The sequence below is a fragment of the Streptococcus caledonicus genome (genome assembly GCF_042656225.1).
Lineage (GTDB): Bacteria > Bacillota > Bacilli > Lactobacillales > Streptococcaceae > Streptococcus > Streptococcus caledonicus.
This window is the reverse complement of the sequence record NZ_JBHSOJ010000015.1, coordinates 245,276-262,100: the sequence shown is the minus strand read 5'-3', so window position 1 is coordinate 262,100 and position 16,825 is coordinate 245,276. Positions and strand designations below refer to the sequence as shown.

Here is a 16,825-nt window from a genome sequence, read left to right as displayed (position 1 = left end):
AATGTTTTTTCAACAGTTCAATCTTTTTCCCAATATATCCGTTTTGGGTGACATTACGCTTTCCCCTATTAAAACCAAAGGGATGCCCAAGGAGGAGGCAGAAACAAAAGCTATGATGTTGTTGGACAAGGTAGGATTACCTGAAAAAGTGTCTGCTTTTCCACAAAATTTATCAGGCGGTCAGCAACAACGGATTGCGATTGCAAGAGGGTTAGCTATGGATCCAGATGTAATGCTATTTGACGAGCCGATATCAGCGCTTGATCCTGAAATGGTTGGTGAAGTATTGACCGTGATGCAGGACTTGGCTAGCTCAGGCATGACCATGGTCATTGTGACTCATGAAATGGGATTTGCTCGTGAAGTAGCAGATCGTATCATTTTTATGGATGGTGGTGTGATTGTAGAAGAAGGAAAACCAGAAGAAGTCTTTGAGCATACTAAAGAAGAGCGAACCAAGGATTTTCTCGGTAAGGTGTTGTAATACTAGTACTCACAGTGATTCCTTTGCTTCATCTCAATGTTCGATTTTTTCTGTATACTAATATTATTTCAAACCTATTTAAGCTAAAAGTGAGAGTTAAGACAAAACGCGCTTCAATTGAGGCGCGTTTTTGACGTGAGATTTTATCGAAAAAGGTAATGTCTTAAAGTTGTAAGTGACTACTGGTATAAAGCCTTTGAAGAATGCCAATCAAGTCCTCAAGGTAGGGAGGGGTATTATCTCGGTGATGACAGAGGACAAAATTGAAGTGTTCGGGGCACTCAAAGGGTTTCCAAGCAAAGACATCAGAATGATCATTGAGGTAACCAGGAGACAGACAGATGGCCTTATCGCTAGCGACCTGAATTAAGGTAAAGTCGTGGGTAGGACTATTGTAATACTGAATGGGCACCTGAGAGATAACATGCTGTTGGACCTGACGAAGTGTGTTGCTGGAGCCCCCGTTGACTAGGAGGGTGCGGTGTGCCAAATCTTTTATCGTTACGATTTCCAACTGAGCTAGCGGGTCACTGTGCTGGCAAAGAAGATAGATGTGACTCGTGTAGAGGGGATGAGCTGTTATGCCGCTGAGTTTGTCTGCTTCCTCTGTTGGAAGGAGCAACAGATCTAATTCCTTGTGTAAAAAACTGGTTATTAACTCATTTTGCGGATGAATCTCAGGGACAATCTGGACAGTAGGGTACTTTTCTTCAAATGTTTTTATCGCTTGAGGGAGATAGTAGAGGGATGTGCGAGTTGGAAAACCAATTTTCAAAGCATTTTGGTAGCGTCCACCCAGATTTTGAGCTTGCTCAATGGCAAATTGTAAGTCAACTGAAATCCTCTGAAGTGAGGTGATAAGTTGTTGGCCTGCAGGTGTGAGACGAATACTTTTACCGATCCGATCAAAAATAGCAAATCCGACTTCTTCTTCAATAACTTTGATTTGATAGGAAAGGGAAGGTTGGGAAATAAATAGATTTTCAGCGGCACGACTGAGGTTGAGAGTCTTTGCCGTTTCGATCAGATAGGCCATTTGCTTACTATTCATAGCGACTCCTTATAAAATTTTTTGATAATTTATCTAAAATAAGTATTGGATAATTTTATTATAGCCAACTATAATAAAATTATCAAGCAAAAGGAGGTTGTGATGAAGCAGGTACTTTTACTTGTAGGGATAGCTCTCTTATTGATGGGGTGCCAAGAAACAAGACTAACAGATACGGCAGAACAATCCAGTTCAGAAAGGACAAGGACAATGATACGTCACGCAGAAGAAGAAATTTTAAAAAACCTCTATCGCCAAGTGAATCAAGCCATGGTGGATGGAGATATACAGGCATTAGAGAAACTCTTAAAGCCTGAAACGGAATTGATTCATATGACAGGTTATCGCCAACCTGTTGCGGAATGGCTAGATGCTATTGCTTCTGGGGAAATGGCGTACTACAGCTGGCAGGAAGAAGCCATCACCAATATTCAGATGAACGGTGATACCGCTAGCCTCATTGGACAAAGCCGGGTCAAGGCTCGTATCTGGGGCTCAGGTCCAAGCACTTGGCCTTTGCAGATTGAAATGCACTTTGAAAAGCAACATGGGCAGTGGATTATTACCAAGCAGATTGCATCAACCTATTGATAAGAATGAAAGGAGAACATCAGTATGACAAAAGTAACGATTATTGGGGCAACAGGATCCCTAGGACGTGTGCTGACTAAGGTGTTGCTAAAAGAGACAGAGGTGGAGTTAACCCTTTTTTCACGCTCTGCTGACCGATTGCCAGACCAAGAGCGCATTCAAAAAATAGCAGGCAGTGTCTATGATCAAGCTGCTTTAACAGCGGCTGTAAAGGGCTCAGATGTGGTTTTTGTCGCCCTTTCAGGTGATTTGCCTAAAATGGCAGAAGCGATCTGCTTAGCGATGTCAACTACCGGAGTAAAACGATTGATTTTTACCTCCTCCTATGGCATCTATGGCGAATTACCAGGACTAAATGGGAAGGTTCAACCTGTTTTAGAACCATATCGTGAAGCTACTGATGTTATTGAAGCATCCAACCTCGACTATACTATTCTGAGACCAGGTTGGTTCGATAATAGCCCAGACATCAGTTATTACCTCTTTGATAAAGGAGAGGTGATCAGAGGGAACCAAATTTCTCGCCTAGCCATTGCCCAGTTGGTGAAGCAAATCGTGTTAACCCCAAGTCAATATCGTCAAGCTAACTTGGGTATTGTGAGGGATTAGAACAGCGAAAATAAGAAAGTAGGGTAAACAATGGATTATATTCGGTTAGGAAATAGCGGACTGTTGGTATCCCGCATTTGTCTGGGAACAATGGGTTTTGGAACTCCAGGAAAATTATTTTCATGGACTGTTGGAGAAGATATTGCAGAAAAGATTATCAAAGAGTGTCTGGATTTAGGGATTAACTTTTTTGATACTGCCAACATTTATAGTGATGGCGAATCGGAAATCATTCTCGGTCATGCCCTAAAAAAATACACTAACCGTGAGGATGTCGTTATTGCTACAAAAAGTGGTCTTCCTTATGGCAATAGGCCTACAACAGGTAATTTGTCACGTAAGTCTTTATTTGATGAGGTGGAAAAGTCCCTCAAGCGGTTAAAAACGGATTATATTGACTTATACATTATTCATCGACCTGATCCAGAAACTCCAGTCGAGGAGACGATGAAGGCACTCCATGATTTGATTCAACTAGGAAAAATCCGCTATATTGGTGCTTCTAATATGTCTGCTTGGCAATTCGCTAAATATCAGTATACAGCGAAATCTTATGGCTGGACGCCTTTTATTTCTTTGCAAAACAGCCATAACATCATGGAAAGAAGGGATGAGAGAGAACTCTTTCCAATGCTAAAGGATTTGAAGGTTTCTCTTACGGCTTATAAAGTGTTAGCTGGTGGACGATTAACGCGTCAGGCAGGAGATGAAACAGAGCGTTCTAAGACGCAGCAGTTAACAGAATATGAGAAGTCTCTAAGCGATCATATTCAAATCATCGCTGATCGTCATCGCTGTACTAAGGCAGATATTTTAGTGGCGTGGGAGCTGGCACAAGAACCTATTGATGTGGTTCTAGTAGGAACAACTAAAGTCGGTCGCATGAGTGAGACGGTTAAGGCCTTAGAAGTTCAGTTAACACCAGAAGATAGGGAAGAGCTAGATGCGACGCTGGCAAGATAAGAACAGTCTCAACGATTAAGAGTAAGGAAACCATATCAAAACCTCCACCAACAGTCAATTTGGTGGAGGTTTGACATTTTTTAGTTTTATGACTTAGAGTTTAGGAGATGAAGTTTGGTCTCTCCTTGTTTTTTATAAAATAGATCAAAGACTAACCAACTAATAAAGATAAGTTGGACTAGGACACTAATCAGACTCCCTTCAACCCCAAAAGGTCCACCAGATAACCAATTTTTTCCATGGAGGCTGACATTCACAAAGGCAGCACCAGTAGAGTTTCCACTCACAGGAAAGGCAAAAACACTTCCTTGGAAACAATTCCACGCAGCATGAATGCCACTAATCACCCAGAGGTTATTAAATTTTAAGAAGCAAAGAGCTGCTAGAACTCCAAAAGAAAATAAGTCCAAGAGGGGAATCAGACTCAAACCGTCATTGCCAATGTGAATAATGGTGAAAAAGAAAGCAGAGACAAAAATAGACCAATAAATAGGATACCTGGTAGAAAGGGAAGTAAAAAGCCAACCACGACAGAGAAGTTCTTCAGTTGTAGACTGGACGGACCAAGCGAGAATAAGAACAAGGAATCGTCCGACTAAACTAGGTGAGAAGTTAACAGAAGTAATTTTGACAGCTCCCAAAACCATCATCAGTAAAACACAAGATAGCAGTAACCCTGCACCTAAGAACCAGCCAAGAGAAAACTGTTTCCAAAAATTTTTGCGGAATATCCCCAGTCCCGCCCAGGGAGATTTTTCGACCAGTCTTGTCCATAACAGAATAGCACTTGCGATAAAGGCAAAACTGAACAATTCTAAAATCTGGCTCTCTATCCCTGTCAGAAGTCTTGTTATTTCTGCCCATAAAAGACCAATTGTTTGACTGATGAGTAAAAGGGCAAAACCGATGATAGGGGCGAGCCACCAACTGAAATTGTAGCGAGACTCTTTTTTAGCCTCTATAATGTTTTCATAGGTCATATAGTTTATGGTCTCCTTATCTAGCACGTGGTTTTACGAATGAGCTTGCTGACACGGTAGGCCATAAAAAGGGCCAGAACAAACCGTAAACTTTGTTGCAGTAGGATAGCGGTAACAAATAAGGAATGCTGTTGAACAGGTCCGCTAAAAACAAGGTAGTCCCATATCCCATGATCGACAGCGCTCCAAGCAATCTGTTGTGCAAAAAGATAGAGATAAGCATAGTAAAAGCCAGAAAGGGTGGTAACCATGACCTGTAGTAGGACAGTTTTTACATCACTACCTGCAAAGACATTGATGGCGTGAAACAACCCAAAGCAAATCGATGATAGAGCAACAGCTTTATGGATAGAGAAATACTTCAAGAAGTAGGTTAAAATCACGCGCCTAAATAGAAATTCTTCCCCAATACCGACACACAAGGTCGCTAAAAATGGGAGCAGAAAAGACCAACTAGCTTGAAAGCCTACTAGCCAAAAAGCTATTAAGGTTAAGATAAGTGGCACAAATCCCCAGAAAAAATAAGAGTTTTTTGCTGGAAAAGGGGGGACGAGAGGAAGGTCTTTTCCTTTTTTTACAACATACATCACCATCATACTAGCTAAGAGGATCAAGAAGGGCAATTCATACCTAAAGAAATCTGGAGCCCCGTAGGCAACACCTTTCAGGTGAAATGTGTACAAGTAGCTGAGCAGCATGATGCTAACATAGGCTATCGAAATAGCAGCAACAGATTTTTTATGCGTCATGTTGTTTTTCCTTTCGTATGATTAAATAGATGGTATATCTTTTGGCTATAATAAAATAAAGTAACTGAGAATCCCAACTCCCATCACATCGCTAATAGCATGAGCAAGGAAAAATGGGAACATATTTTTTTCTTTCATCCGTGTGTAAAGCACATAGTAAATGGTTCCTAAAAGAAAACCGATGGCTAGAGCAGAGACATTTCCTTGGTAAGTATGGAAAGAATAGCGTACTAACAGTGAATAGAGAAAAGCCCACCGTCTGTGTTCTGTCTTGACAGTTAAACAAATTCCCAAGAAGAAAATCTCTTCATAAAAACCGTTCAAAGCAGAGTAAACCAAAAGGGAAAGATCAATCTCAGATAGTTTCTGCAGTAAGGGGTGCATCATTTGTTCCGCCTCATAGTAGACAGAATCTACAGGTGTCGGCGGCAAGAGATAAGATGCAGCGATAAAGTAGAGGTCAAATAAAATTGCTATACCAAAAAATAAACCAATCCCCATCAAGATGGCTTTAGGTGTTACACGAATCTTGGAAGTCCAAACTGAAAAATCAAAACGCCGTAACCATAAATATAAAAATGCTAAGGCTAGTAAGAAAGATTGTTGAGAAAAAGCCTGCCAATTGATATCACTGGTAAACGCTGGTAATTCCGCAACCGCACTATCTTCCAACGTAGAAAAGGCAGCAAATGAACTTTGGATAGCCTGAAGGAACAAAATAAGGGTCAAAATAAGAATATCCCACCATTTGAGGTACTGTAATTTTTCCGAACCTCTGATTTTTTCTAAAATTGTCATATATATTCTCTCCCAATGTGTTTTATTTTTTATTCTATCATCATATCACAATTGTCTCAACAGCCCCTATCAGGCATCTGTTTTTTATCTAAAGGCAGAGAAAGTATAATTCTGATTTATCCCGAATCCCCCCGTTATGCTAGTTAATTCTAGCCAAACTAAAAACTTTGCGTACCATAAACTCAAAACAACCACGAAATGAGAAAATGATAGGCAAAGCCAAGTTTATTATAATAGACATGTTCGGATACCATAACATTTGTAACAATAGCATTCCACAGATCTACTGATATCCATTATTTTAAATCAAGTTATCAAGTTTCCCAACAAGTCTAATGGTCTAGTTTAAAATAGTATTCCTCTTTAATATAAATTATTTCAGTGTTATAATTCATTTACCTTCACTATATGATTATTTCACAATGGACCCCTCACTGGTATTTTCTGTAAGCATTACAAACGACGAATTCCTACCACTAGCACTTTTCGCAAGGTGAAAAGAGTCTGAGGAGAGAGACTATCAAAACCTGCTACTAAGAAACAGATATGAAATTATAATTTCTCGAAATTGGAGGCCCTAAACCCTTGTTACGCAATTGTGAACAGCCATCCTAATAAACTGCGCGGAGAGGGCCCACTCTCACTTGTCGTACAAAAATCTCAGCTTTTCTTTTGACATATCATTGAGACTACTCCTTCAGTACTCCCATCTTGGATGAATCTATTCCTCCGGCAAAATAGCATGGTCAATCCGGTCTGCTAGAATCCGCATAGTCTGGGCTAACTCACGATAATCTAGAATGGCATTATAAATCCCATCTTCTGATAAGACTCCTCGTGGAATATTATATGGAATTTTCCCTTTCTCATCTAGCTCAATATGCTTACGCCACCCTGAACTTCCATAGTAAGCAAAAAGAGTCTCAAGCTGAGAAATATGATTTTGAGTAGTTTCTAAGGCCTGCCCCAACCGATTTGCTTGTTCTAAACTCTGATTGAGTATTTGCTCCATCATTTCAATTTTTTTAATTTCTTTCATTCCTTTATTATACCACAGTACCATTAAAAAATAGAAAGACATAATTTTTCTGCCATTATGCTATTGAATCAGGCATAGACCTAAGAGCATTAAGCTTATCAAAAATTCCTTTTACTTGAAAGTCAACATGAAAAATAAATAAGTCGTATGGCTTCTACTCTTAATGAGAGAGGTTGAGGCTTATAACCTCGTATCTCTTCTAGATTATTCATAACTAAAAAATACTTTCAAGTGATTTTCTCAATTGGCTGATTCTAAGATTTTCAAGGCATGAATAACCGTCATGTTTTTGCCTAGTTGAAAAATAAATTTAATCCTATAATAGTCTAGCCCTACTTTGATCTACCTATGCTACTATAACCTACAAGGTAGAAGATAGAACGATTAATAATCCGTGACTTAAACCAAGACTTAAAAAAATTTGTGCTTGGCTAAAAGCGGCAAAATAATAGACTTGTCCAGATACCATAACATTTAGAACAATAGCATTTTATAGTTCTACTTATATCTAACCATTATTTTAAAATTAAGTTATTGAGTTTCCGAATAAGTCTAATAATTTTATTATGTTATACTGCTGTGCTTTTTGAATTTATGATACGCAAAGTGTTGTTTTAATTGGGTCTATTAGCAAGTTGGAAGTTCTTTCCTTTTAGTAATACTTGTCTAATTGACACAAACATAAAGGAGGATTCCAGCAAAACCAAATCTACAAAAATTTACGCAGCACTCTTACTCTTATTTCAACCCTTTAAGCCCAGCTTCTAAAGTATCCTTGTTCAATTCTCCTGAGAAAACCTTATTAACTGTGCCATCACTATTGATAAAGATATGGCTTGGAAACGCTCGAAGCCCATAAGATAACATCGCATTATCTTTCTGATCAAAGAGAACCGGATAAGTTATGCCTACTTTTTTAGCAGCAGCCATGATGATTTCTTGACTTTCATCTAAAGCATAGTTGTTATTAAACTTAGCGTCTTTTGGTGACGTAACACTCAAGAAAACATAGTCCTTGTTGTCCTTATATTTTTGATAGACTTTTTCAATATGAGGCATTTCTGCCAAGCAAGGTTTGCACCAGCTCGCCCAAAAATTAATATAAACTTTTTTACCAGCATAATCTTTTAGGGATACTTCTTTCCCATCTTTGTCCATCAATGTTAAGTCAGGAGCTCTTTCTCCCTCAACCACTGATTGCGGGGTGCTCTCTCCTTGTTTTCCTTCTGTTCCTTGCTCTGGCGCCTGCGTTTGTGTAACTGTTGATGACATGGATTTAGTCTCCGTTGACTTCCCCGTGCCACAGGCTGTCAAGAAAAGGCCACAGAGGCAAGCCGTCAATACTAAAGATTTTCTAAACATTATTTTCCTCCTTTTATTTAAATAAATGTGTTAAATTAGCAAATAATCCAGTTAAGATAGATAAACCAATCAAGATAAGCAATATCCCCGAAATCATTTTGGTATAATGCAGCAAACGAGCTTGCTTTTTGAAATAATCCAACACCCTCTGAGAAAAAATAGCTACCAGAATAAAAGGTAAAATGAAACCAATACAGTAAACCGATATTAAGAGAATACTCCAAATACCTGAATGGCTACTCGCATAGAAAAAAACACTAGCTAGAATTGGACCGATGCAAGGCGTCCATGAAAAACTAAAGGTAAACCCCATTAAGTAAGCTATAACAGGGGTGACCGTCTGTCCAGCTTGATATACTTTAGCCTTAGCAGAAACCTCCTTAGTCAATACAACTGACTTAATGACTCCTAATTGAAATAGACCCATAAGAATAATTAAGATACTGCTAACGATTTGTAGCACTCGAATATGTTGAGTCAAGAAACGACTCAAAAAACTACTAGCAAAAGCAAGTAGGAAGAAGGTCGTAGCTATTCCTAATACAAAAATTAAAGTATTATAGAAAACCCTCTTACGGTGCTTAGAGTCATAAACACCTTCACTTTGCCCTCCCAAAATACCAATATAGATTGGTAGAATTGGCAGAACACAGGGCGAGAAAAAAGACAGTAGGCCTTCCAAAAACAAGGCAAGTACTTTAACATGTTGAATCTCCATAATAGCTCCTTTCTGTTATCACTCAATGAGTATTGTTATTGATACGCTCATTCTAGCACTTGGATATCTTGTCCATCTATCATCCATCTATTTTTCACCTAATTTTAACCCTTTTGGTTAAATCCCTATAGCAGTTGTAGTATAATTAAAGTAATACATTATTAAACCAAACATAAAGGAGCTATCGCATGGCACATATTTTATTAGTTGAAGATGATACGGCCATCAATCAAATTGTAACGGAATTTCTAAAAGAATATAATCATAGCGTTGTTTCAATCTTTGATGGTCAAAAAGCCTTAGAGGCCTTTGAAGAGGATAAATTTGACCTCGTTCTTCTGGATATTATGATTCCTAGCATCAGTGGCTTAGAAGTTTTAAAAAAGATTCGCCAGACTTCTGATGTGCCTATTATTATGCTGACAGCTATGGATGATGAATATACCCAGCTAATCAGTTTCAACCATACCATCAGCGATTATGTAGTCAAGCCTTTTTCACCCTTAATTCTCATGAAACGCATCGAAAATGTTTTGCACCAAACTCAGCCACCAAAGGAAATTCAGTTCGGTCAGTTGAAAATAGATATAGACAATTCAACCGCCTACTTCAATCAAGAAGCTATTTCTCTAACTAAGACAGAGTACGATATTTTGGAGCTTTTAGCTAAGCGCCAGGGAAAACTCGTTACCCGAGACAACCTCATGATGAGTATCTGGGGATATAGTGAACTGGACAGTCGCGTACTTGATAACCATATTAAAAATATTCGTAAGAAGATACCCGAGCTTACTTTAAGCACTGTTGTTGGAAGAGGATACAAGTTAGAGGACTCTGCACATGGGAATTACTAGAAAAAGTTTCATCACCCTAAGTGCCACCATTTCCTTAATCACCCTCTTCTTTCTGGGAATTCTTTACTTCACTCTACCGATCTATTACAATCAATCTAAAAAGGAAGAGCTGCGTCAAGATTTTAATCAAGTTGTTAACCAAATAAATCACAAAAGTAAAACTGATATCATTAAGCAATTGGAAATACTTGATGAAAAGCACTTCCGTATCTTCTTTTCTCTGTCTGACACCGAAGGAAATCTGATTTATCCTATACTAGAATATCCAGATAGCTTTGACAGCATTGACTCACAAACCTTATCGGATGTTGAAAGCGACGAAGTTGGTCTTTGGACAGCAAATCTAGTGACTGACGAAGGAAAGCTTTTATTCTTATCTGGCGAATATAGTTTTCCATCTTTAACGACTATCAGCCAAACTTTGCTGACCATGTACCCTTTCGTTATTCTCCTCTTTATCATGATTGTTGGTATTGCCGTCTTAATTTATAGCCGCCTATCTACCAAACGAATCAAGGAGATTTCTCTACAAACTCGTCAAATGCAACGTCTCGAAAAAGGGCTGACTTGTCAAGTATCTGGCCAAGATGAAATTGCACATCTCGCCCAAGATATCAATAGCCTCTATAATCATCTGCTCACCAGCATTGAACATTTAGAACTTGAAAACCAAAAAACTCTCCTCAGAGAAAAACAAAAAATGGATTTCCTACGCATGACTTCTCACGAACTCAAAACACCTATTACCAGTATGACGGGAATGATTGAAGGCATGCTTTACAATGTTGGTGATTTTAAAAATCGTGATAAATACCTTAAACTTTGCCACCAAATTTTAAAGGAGCAGGGACAGATTGTCCAGTCCATCCTAGAGGCATCTAAGCTAGATTTAATTCTCAAACCCTATCAGGATACATTCTCACTGGAAAAACTCTTGATGGAGACCTTACCAATCTACGAAGGAATAGCTGCGGTAAAACACTTGCAATTCGATGTTCATTTAGAACCTTGCACCATCTCAGCTCATCAACTCTACCTAGACAAAGCGATTAAAAACATTCTAGATAATGCTTTTCGCTACACTCGTTCTGGAGGTAAGGTGACACTAACTCTCACCCATGGGAAACTCAGCATCGCTAACCAAGCCGAACACGTTTTAGAAGACGATCAGCTTGAGCAAGTTTTTCAACCTTTCTACCGTCCAGACTTTAGTCGCAACCGTCAAGATGGCGGAACAGGACTTGGCCTTTATATCGTCGAACAAATCCTCTCCAAACATCGATTATCCTACCATTTTGAACAACAAGACGACTATATGGTCTTTACTATTGATTTTAATAACTTGATCAATACTCAAAATACAACTGAGCCTAAATCACATCCTAATATGTAAAGTTTCTGATAGACAATCAAGAAAGGCTAATCTCTATCCCTTCTCACACCGTTTGCTTGCCGTCAAGCACACGGTGGTTCAACTAACTTGTAATGTCTGTCATCGAAGATAAGAATCTAATTTAGTGAACTGCTCGCTGCCAAATGGATTACCATTAGATACGGTGAGCTACAATAGAGCCGTCATTAAGGTATTCTAATAGCTTAATGACGGCTTTTTCAGGTGTCCTCTCTGTGAATCCATAGATCGTCTTAGAGAAATAAGGTCTACAGAGAGGACTGACAACTTGAACGATGTCCTGCTGAACCATTCTATCCATCACTGTAGAGATTCCTAGTTAATGGCTCCCTCCATTAGGGTTTAGGAATTTCAACTCGCAGGACTGACTGAGGTCATCTGTTTTATCAGTTCCTTGACGATTCGCCAGTGTTGGCGAAGATAGACATCTATATAATTGTGTTGCCATCAATTCCAGCTTAGCCTTTATTGGCTTTCACTTAATTATAAGTTTCCAACATATTGATACAAAATAGGATATTATCTAGAAATTCTGACATTTATATTCCTTTCACCAGATACTAAACCGTTGAGCGACACACATCGAATAATCAACAAGAGGCTGGGCTAAAAGTCTTCAAAATGGTAAATGGCTTAGAATAATGTCGTCAAAAAACGTTGATTATAAGCCAATTTATTTTGTTCAATTTTCAACAGCAAGGCTAAAATTTGAGTTTTTGCCCAGTCTTTTATTCGGCGACTATAAGTCGCTATTACTGACCCTCACCGAATTGGTCTCCCCGCGCACCACTTTTCCTGACAGGTACTAAAGTACTCTATTACTTTCTTTTATTTAGTCCAATTATTTGGAGAAAAAGACTAAGCAGATAATTGATTTAAAAAACTATCTTTTCAAAATTGATGTCAGGGCACAAATGGATGTAGAGAAAGTTTTCATGCGTATAGGCGTATGTCATATATTAAATTAACTCTAGCCTTTAAGTTATCTATCCAAAATGATATAATAGGAATTATACTGAGATATCACACACTTGATATTCTTTTTAAAGTAACTTCTGCCTTTGAAAATTTTTAACAATAAGGCAACGGAAATTTAACAAGAGGGTCTAAACCCTTGATACGAAAGGAATCTTAAAAATCTTATGATGAATATGCAAAACCTAATGAAACAGGCACAAAAAATGCAAAAGCAAATGGAGGCTAAACAAACTGAACTTGCTAATACAACCTTTACTGGAAAATCAGCTCAAGACTTAGTGGTTGCTGAATTGACTGGTGATAAAAAAGTAGTGTCGCTCAACTTTGCAGAAGCGATTGTTGACCCAGAAGATATCGAAACGTTGCAAGATATGACTATCCAAGCCGTCAACGATGCTTTAAACCAAATCGACGAAGCAACTAAAAAATCACTTGGTGCTTTCGCAGGTAAATTACCATTCTAATCAAAACAATCTCCGCTGGACATCCAACGGAGATTGTTTCATTTTTCTTTTGCCAATTCAAGGCAGTAAGATTTTTCATGACAATGTGGACAAGTTAGCTTACGCGTGCGTGGGGTATGACTAGCTACAGCTACTTGTTTAAAGGTTACATCAAATGTCTGATGGCAGCTGGGGCAGAGATATTCAATTTTACTGAGGTAATGTTGTATCCACAGATTCACCCCAATAAAGAATACTGGCATAGCTCCGAAAGCAACTAGTTTTGATTTAAAGACTGTTGTTGCTAATATAATAACACCAACATAAACTGCTGAAATTAGAATAATCCCTAAAATCATATTGAGCCATAAACGTCTCCAAGATTTTTGATTTTTCATAGTAATCGAAATGTCTTTTAATTTCTCAAGTGAATAGTCCTTGTCTTTTTTGACACTATCAAGTAGATTGACAGTCTTGTCAAGTTTTGTTTTTTGTTCTACGACCTGCTTTTTAAGTTCTTGAACATGATCTTCTAATAGAAGTTCTAGAACAGCATCAGCATTTTCCTCAGACAAAACTCTTTTGATTTGATCAATTGAAAAATCTAAGTCGCGCAAAAAGCAAATGACTTGGAGTTTCTGCAAGTCCTGATCGTTATAAATTCTACGACCACCATCTGAAATTTCTGATGGAATTAGAATACCACGTTGATCATAATATTGAACTGTTCTGACAGAAACACCAACGATTTTAGCCAATTCACCAGTGGAATATTGAGACATATCTTTCACCTCCTTTTATGAGATACAAGGTTTATCCCTTGTTCACCCATCATCTTACCCTATAACACAACGTTACAAGCAAGCCCTAACCCTAGGGGATTTTTTCTTTAAAATACAGTGGATTGAAGAAAGGTTAGGACATCATTAAGTAACTTTGATGAACTCTAGTTCTATCAGCAGCCCCTAGCCTTGTCCTATTATTTTATCAATCCACTATATTATTAAAATCAGGTTTACAAGTTTGTCAATCAAAAAAGCCGCCCAAAGCTGCAAAAGGATTATCACCGTGTGTTTCTTCCTGTTGAATCAAATAAGATTTATTCTCATCCAATTCTAGGAATTTTTCATAGATAAGAGCTGTCATTCTGGCATCTTCTAAACTATTATGCCCACGTCCCTTGATTCCTAGAAAGCCAGCGACACTAGTCAATTTGAGATTGAGAATACCGTTTAGGTCGCTACTGCGACGCTCAAAGGCTTCATCATAGAGATCAACTTGGTATTGTTCAGTCAAATCAAGCCCGTTTTCAGCTAAAATCGGTAAATCAGATTTTCCAGCGTTATAACCAACAAGTGGAAAATTTCCCACAAAAGCTGCAAAGTGGGCTATCACTTCTTCTACCTTTGGGGCATCAGCAATTTTTTCCGCCGTAATACCTGTCAACCCATTGATAAAAGATTGCAAGGGCACATCGGTATAAACGTAAGTATCAAATGTCTCCACTTCTTTGTGATTCGTAAATTTAACCGCCGATAATTGAATGATATGACTCACATCATTAACCGTATTAAATTCAAGGTCGAAAGCAATATAATCTTGTAAATTTTTCATCATGCTAAGTTGTGTAGGGGAGAATATGAAAACAACTGTATAAGTGTTTTCTCATCTTGTCTGGATACCTTCCCCTTCTCAGTTCAAACTGAGTATTCCTTTCCCAAAATTATCTGATAGCTAAAAAGCCCTTACGGGCTATTAGTTCTTATTTTTTACCAAATAGACGTCCGAAGAAGCCTTTTTTCACTTCTTCAGCTTCTGTTTTTGCTTCCAAGGCTTGATCTAACTCCAACTTCAGCTGTTCCTTATCTTGCATAGCTGTTAATGTTAACTGCTGTTGTTGATCTAATTGCTTATCTTTTTCTGCAATCTGAACATCCTTAACACGGAGTTGCTCATCCTTAGCTGCTAACTGTTCATCTTTTGCTTTTAATTGTTCAAAAAGACGCGTGATTTCAGAATTCTTTTCATCTACTAAAATCTCTAAAAGCTCACGATGTTTTGCTTCCTCACTCACTGGTTCATCTTCAAAAATCGTTTTTTTGTAAATTTTTTCAAGCTTGATTAAGCCGCTACGCTTTACAACCGTAACACCTTTATCATTTTTTTCAAGATCCTCCGCTGGCAACGTTTTAACACGGTTATTAACCGCCTGACGACTTACTCCTAAAATCTCAGCTAATTCACTGACTGTTTTCTCAATCTGCATCTTTACTTCCTTCAACACACATACTCCGTTTTCTTTAATGCGAAATTTATCATCCGATTCTCGACCATTCAATAAAAACTTCTTATCTTATAAATGTTATCACATCAAGCCTTTAATGTCAATTTATGGTAGAATAGAATTATGACACATTTTGATACTATCGTGATTGGAGGTGGCCCTGCTGGCATGATGGCAACCATCTCGTCCAGCTTTTACGGCAAAAATACTCTCCTCCTTGAAAAAAATCGTAAACTTGGTAAAAAATTAGCCGGAACTGGCGGTGGTCGTTGTAATGTCACCAACAATGGCACCTTGGATGAACTCCTCGAAGGTATCCCTGGCAATGGACGTTTTCTTTATAGCGTCTTTTCCCAGTTTGATAACCATGATATTATTCGTTTTTTTGAGGAAAATGGCTGCGCTCTAAAGGTTGAAGACCATGGACGCATGTTTCCTGTGACTGATAAATCTAAGACTATTATTGACACCCTTGAAAAGAAGATTCATGAGCTCGGTGGACAAATCAAAACACAATTTGAAGTGGTTTCTGTTAAAAAAATCGATAATCTTTTTCATGTAAAATCAGCTGATCAAAAATTAACCTGTGACCAACTCATTGTTACGACAGGTGGAAAATCTTATCCATCAACTGGATCAACTGGTTTTGGACATGATATTGCCAGACATTTTAAATTAGCAGTAACAGAACTTGAAGCTGCTGAAAGCCCTCTTCTCACTAATTTTCCTCACAAAGTACTGCAAGGCATTTCACTTGATGATGTGACGCTCAGCTACAACAAGCACATCATCACACACGATTTGCTCTTTACGCACTTTGGTCTATCTGGACCTGCTGCCTTACGGATGTCATCCTTTGTCAAAGGTGGAGAACTCCTTCATCTTGATTTTATCCCTCAAACTTCACTTGAAGAGTTGCACCGCTTTTTCCAAGAAAATCGTGAAAAATCCGTCAAAAACACTCTGAAAAAGTTAGTTCCTGAACGTGTGGCTGATTTTCTATCACATGGCTATGCTGACAAAATCAAACAGTTATCACACAATGACTTGGACGAACTGAATCAAAAGCTAAAAGCGTTCCATATTCCCGTTACAGGTAAAATGAGTTTAGCCAAATCCTTCGTGACCAAGGGCGGTGTGGACCTCAAGGAAATCAATCCCAAAACCCTCGAAAGTAAAAAAGTTTCTGGACTACACTTTGCCGGTGAAGTTCTTGACATCAATGCCCACACTGGTGGTTTTAACATTACGTCAGCCCTCTGCTCAGGCTGGGTAGCAGGGAGTTTACATTATTAACTCAAGACTTAAAAAGTCTAGAATATGGTACTAACACCGTTGATTCTAGACTTTTTTTCGTTCTATCGCTACTTTAGCATGTCGTCATTTAAGCTCTTGACAATACTAATATTGCGCTGACTCTTCTTGTAATAATTTCTTATCATAAGCACGAATAAATGGATAGTAAACCAAGAAGGCTACGATTGAGCTATCCCTTCCTCTGACAGTCATAA

Annotated in this window: 18 protein-coding genes and 1 pseudogene; 8 read left to right on the top strand and 11 right to left on the bottom strand. The window is 38.4% G+C overall.

What is annotated here, in order from left to right; translation table 11 throughout:
* On the top strand, positions 1-484 hold a 484-nt coding region (locus tag ACFPQ3_RS03135; RefSeq protein ID WP_380433565.1), incomplete at its 5' end, for an amino acid ABC transporter ATP-binding protein.
* 163 nt (positions 485-647) lie between these two features.
* Here the strand turns inward: ACFPQ3_RS03135 and ACFPQ3_RS03130 are convergent.
* Positions 648-1,535 carry a LysR family transcriptional regulator gene (locus ACFPQ3_RS03130; RefSeq protein WP_156806550.1) on the bottom strand — a complete coding sequence of 296 codons (888 nt, stop codon included), beginning with the start codon at positions 1,533-1,535 and terminating at the stop codon, positions 648-650.
* 102 nt (positions 1,536-1,637) lie between these two features.
* Here ACFPQ3_RS03130 and ACFPQ3_RS03125 point away from each other — a divergent pair, with 102 nt between their 5' ends.
* The 3 genes from ACFPQ3_RS03125 to ACFPQ3_RS03115 are packed head-to-tail and all read left to right on the top strand — an operon-like array spanning position 1,638 to position 3,698.
* Positions 1,638-2,126 carry a nuclear transport factor 2 family protein gene (locus ACFPQ3_RS03125; protein WP_332307258.1) on the top strand — a complete coding sequence of 163 codons (489 nt, stop codon included), beginning with the start codon at positions 1,638-1,640 and terminating at the stop codon, positions 2,124-2,126.
* A gap of 24 nt (positions 2,127-2,150) precedes the next feature.
* Complete coding sequence (locus ACFPQ3_RS03120; protein ID WP_156806549.1) at positions 2,151-2,735, top strand: NAD(P)H-binding protein; 585 nt, start codon at positions 2,151-2,153, stop codon at positions 2,733-2,735.
* A gap of 30 nt (positions 2,736-2,765) precedes the next feature.
* On the top strand, positions 2,766-3,698 hold the full coding sequence (locus ACFPQ3_RS03115) for an aldo/keto reductase (protein WP_156806548.1): 933 nt from the start codon (positions 2,766-2,768) through the stop codon (positions 3,696-3,698).
* 86 nt (positions 3,699-3,784) lie between these two features.
* On the opposite strand, the gene ACFPQ3_RS03110 is transcribed toward ACFPQ3_RS03115, so the two are convergent.
* From ACFPQ3_RS03110 to ACFPQ3_RS03085, 6 genes are all read right to left on the bottom strand, one after another.
* A complete protein-coding gene (locus ACFPQ3_RS03110) occupies positions 3,785-4,678 on the bottom strand; it encodes a CPBP family intramembrane glutamic endopeptidase (protein ID WP_156806547.1) in 894 nt (297 codons plus the stop codon).
* A 20-nt stretch (positions 4,679-4,698) separates the two neighbouring features.
* Positions 4,699-5,427: a CPBP family intramembrane glutamic endopeptidase gene (locus ACFPQ3_RS03105; protein ID WP_156806546.1), complete on the bottom strand. Its 729-nt coding sequence runs from the start codon at positions 5,425-5,427 to the stop codon at positions 4,699-4,701.
* Between the two features lie 45 nt (positions 5,428-5,472).
* Positions 5,473-6,225 (bottom strand): CPBP family intramembrane glutamic endopeptidase, encoded by a 753-nt coding sequence (locus ACFPQ3_RS03100; protein WP_156806545.1) that lies wholly within the window; start codon positions 6,223-6,225, stop codon positions 5,473-5,475.
* A 721-nt stretch (positions 6,226-6,946) separates the two neighbouring features.
* Positions 6,947-7,264, bottom strand: coding sequence for a DUF4298 domain-containing protein (locus ACFPQ3_RS03095; RefSeq protein ID WP_161980346.1), 318 nt, complete (start codon positions 7,262-7,264; stop codon positions 6,947-6,949).
* A gap of 738 nt (positions 7,265-8,002) precedes the next feature.
* Entirely contained in the window at positions 8,003-8,626 is a 624-nt protein-coding gene (locus ACFPQ3_RS03090; protein WP_156806543.1) for a TlpA family protein disulfide reductase, read from the bottom strand.
* A gap of 13 nt (positions 8,627-8,639) precedes the next feature.
* Positions 8,640-9,344 (bottom strand): cytochrome c biogenesis CcdA family protein, encoded by a 705-nt coding sequence (locus ACFPQ3_RS03085; RefSeq protein WP_156806542.1) that lies wholly within the window; start codon positions 9,342-9,344, stop codon positions 8,640-8,642.
* A gap of 188 nt (positions 9,345-9,532) precedes the next feature.
* On the opposite strand from ACFPQ3_RS03085, the gene ACFPQ3_RS03080 reads away from it, so the two are divergent.
* The gene (locus tag ACFPQ3_RS03080; protein ID WP_156806541.1) at positions 9,533-10,198 is read left to right on the top strand and encodes a response regulator transcription factor; all 666 of its coding nucleotides are present in this window, start codon (positions 9,533-9,535) and stop codon (positions 10,196-10,198) included.
* Positions 10,185-11,591: a sensor histidine kinase gene (locus tag ACFPQ3_RS03075; RefSeq protein ID WP_156806540.1), complete on the top strand. Its 1,407-nt coding sequence runs from the start codon at positions 10,185-10,187 to the stop codon at positions 11,589-11,591. The genes ACFPQ3_RS03080 and ACFPQ3_RS03075 overlap by 14 nt, the downstream gene beginning before the upstream one ends.
* 178 nt (positions 11,592-11,769) lie before the next feature.
* Here ACFPQ3_RS03075 and ACFPQ3_RS03070 read toward each other — a convergent pair.
* Positions 11,770-12,088 (bottom strand): annotated as a pseudogene (locus ACFPQ3_RS03070) (group II intron reverse transcriptase/maturase); the annotation flags it as partial.
* 663 nt (positions 12,089-12,751) lie between these two features.
* Between ACFPQ3_RS03070 and ACFPQ3_RS03065 the strand changes: the two are divergent.
* Entirely contained in the window at positions 12,752-13,051 is a 300-nt protein-coding gene (locus ACFPQ3_RS03065) for a YbaB/EbfC family nucleoid-associated protein (protein WP_156806539.1), read from the top strand.
* A 38-nt stretch (positions 13,052-13,089) separates the two neighbouring features.
* Here the strand turns inward: ACFPQ3_RS03065 and ACFPQ3_RS03060 are convergent, their stop codons facing one another.
* The 3 genes from ACFPQ3_RS03060 to ACFPQ3_RS03050 all read right to left on the bottom strand — a co-directional run bounded on the left by ACFPQ3_RS03060 (position 13,090) and on the right by ACFPQ3_RS03050 (position 15,296).
* Entirely contained in the window at positions 13,090-13,812 is a 723-nt protein-coding gene (locus ACFPQ3_RS03060) for a MerR family transcriptional regulator (protein WP_156806538.1), read from the bottom strand.
* A 244-nt stretch (positions 13,813-14,056) separates the two neighbouring features.
* Positions 14,057-14,644 carry a 3'-5' exonuclease gene (locus ACFPQ3_RS03055; protein WP_156806537.1) on the bottom strand — a complete coding sequence of 196 codons (588 nt, stop codon included), beginning with the start codon at positions 14,642-14,644 and terminating at the stop codon, positions 14,057-14,059.
* Between the two features lie 148 nt (positions 14,645-14,792).
* Positions 14,793-15,296, bottom strand: a complete 504-nt coding sequence (locus ACFPQ3_RS03050) for a DUF536 domain-containing protein (RefSeq protein ID WP_156806536.1) — start codon at positions 15,294-15,296, stop codon at positions 14,793-14,795.
* Positions 15,297-15,437: 141 nt separating this feature from the next.
* On the opposite strand from ACFPQ3_RS03050, the gene aao reads away from it, so the two are divergent.
* The gene (gene aao, locus ACFPQ3_RS03045) at positions 15,438-16,610 is read left to right on the top strand and encodes an aminoacetone oxidase (RefSeq protein WP_156806535.1); all 1,173 of its coding nucleotides are present in this window, start codon (positions 15,438-15,440) and stop codon (positions 16,608-16,610) included.
* The last annotated feature ends 215 nt before the right edge of the window (positions 16,611-16,825 follow it).

Bases quoted from the DNA above. Each gene is read 5' to 3' on its own strand.
- ACFPQ3_RS03130 (WP_156806550.1), bottom strand. From the start codon at position 1,535: ATGAATAGTAAGCAAATGGCCTATCTGATCGAAACGGCAAAGACTCTC.
- ACFPQ3_RS03125 (WP_332307258.1), top strand. From the start codon at position 1,638: ATGAAGCAGGTACTTTTACTTGTAGGGATAGCTCTCTTATTGATGGGG.
- ACFPQ3_RS03120 (WP_156806549.1), top strand. From the start codon at position 2,151: ATGACAAAAGTAACGATTATTGGGGCAACAGGATCCCTAGGACGTGTG.
- ACFPQ3_RS03115 (WP_156806548.1), top strand. From the start codon at position 2,766: ATGGATTATATTCGGTTAGGAAATAGCGGACTGTTGGTATCCCGCATT.
- ACFPQ3_RS03110 (WP_156806547.1), bottom strand. From the start codon at position 4,678: ATGACCTATGAAAACATTATAGAGGCTAAAAAAGAGTCTCGCTACAAT.
- ACFPQ3_RS03105 (WP_156806546.1), bottom strand. From the start codon at position 5,427: ATGACGCATAAAAAATCTGTTGCTGCTATTTCGATAGCCTATGTTAGC.
- ACFPQ3_RS03100 (WP_156806545.1), bottom strand. From the start codon at position 6,225: ATGACAATTTTAGAAAAAATCAGAGGTTCGGAAAAATTACAGTACCTC.
- ACFPQ3_RS03095 (WP_161980346.1), bottom strand. From the start codon at position 7,264: ATGAAAGAAATTAAAAAAATTGAAATGATGGAGCAAATACTCAATCAG.
- ACFPQ3_RS03090 (WP_156806543.1), bottom strand. From the start codon at position 8,626: ATGTTTAGAAAATCTTTAGTATTGACGGCTTGCCTCTGTGGCCTTTTC.
- ACFPQ3_RS03085 (WP_156806542.1), bottom strand. From the start codon at position 9,344: ATGGAGATTCAACATGTTAAAGTACTTGCCTTGTTTTTGGAAGGCCTA.
- ACFPQ3_RS03080 (WP_156806541.1), top strand. From the start codon at position 9,533: ATGGCACATATTTTATTAGTTGAAGATGATACGGCCATCAATCAAATT.
- ACFPQ3_RS03075 (WP_156806540.1), top strand. From the start codon at position 10,185: ATGGGAATTACTAGAAAAAGTTTCATCACCCTAAGTGCCACCATTTCC.
- ACFPQ3_RS03065 (WP_156806539.1), top strand. From the start codon at position 12,752: ATGATGAATATGCAAAACCTAATGAAACAGGCACAAAAAATGCAAAAG.
- ACFPQ3_RS03060 (WP_156806538.1), bottom strand. From the start codon at position 13,812: ATGTCTCAATATTCCACTGGTGAATTGGCTAAAATCGTTGGTGTTTCT.
- ACFPQ3_RS03055 (WP_156806537.1), bottom strand. From the start codon at position 14,644: ATGAAAAATTTACAAGATTATATTGCTTTCGACCTTGAATTTAATACG.
- ACFPQ3_RS03050 (WP_156806536.1), bottom strand. From the start codon at position 15,296: ATGCAGATTGAGAAAACAGTCAGTGAATTAGCTGAGATTTTAGGAGTA.
- aao (WP_156806535.1), top strand. From the start codon at position 15,438: ATGACACATTTTGATACTATCGTGATTGGAGGTGGCCCTGCTGGCATG.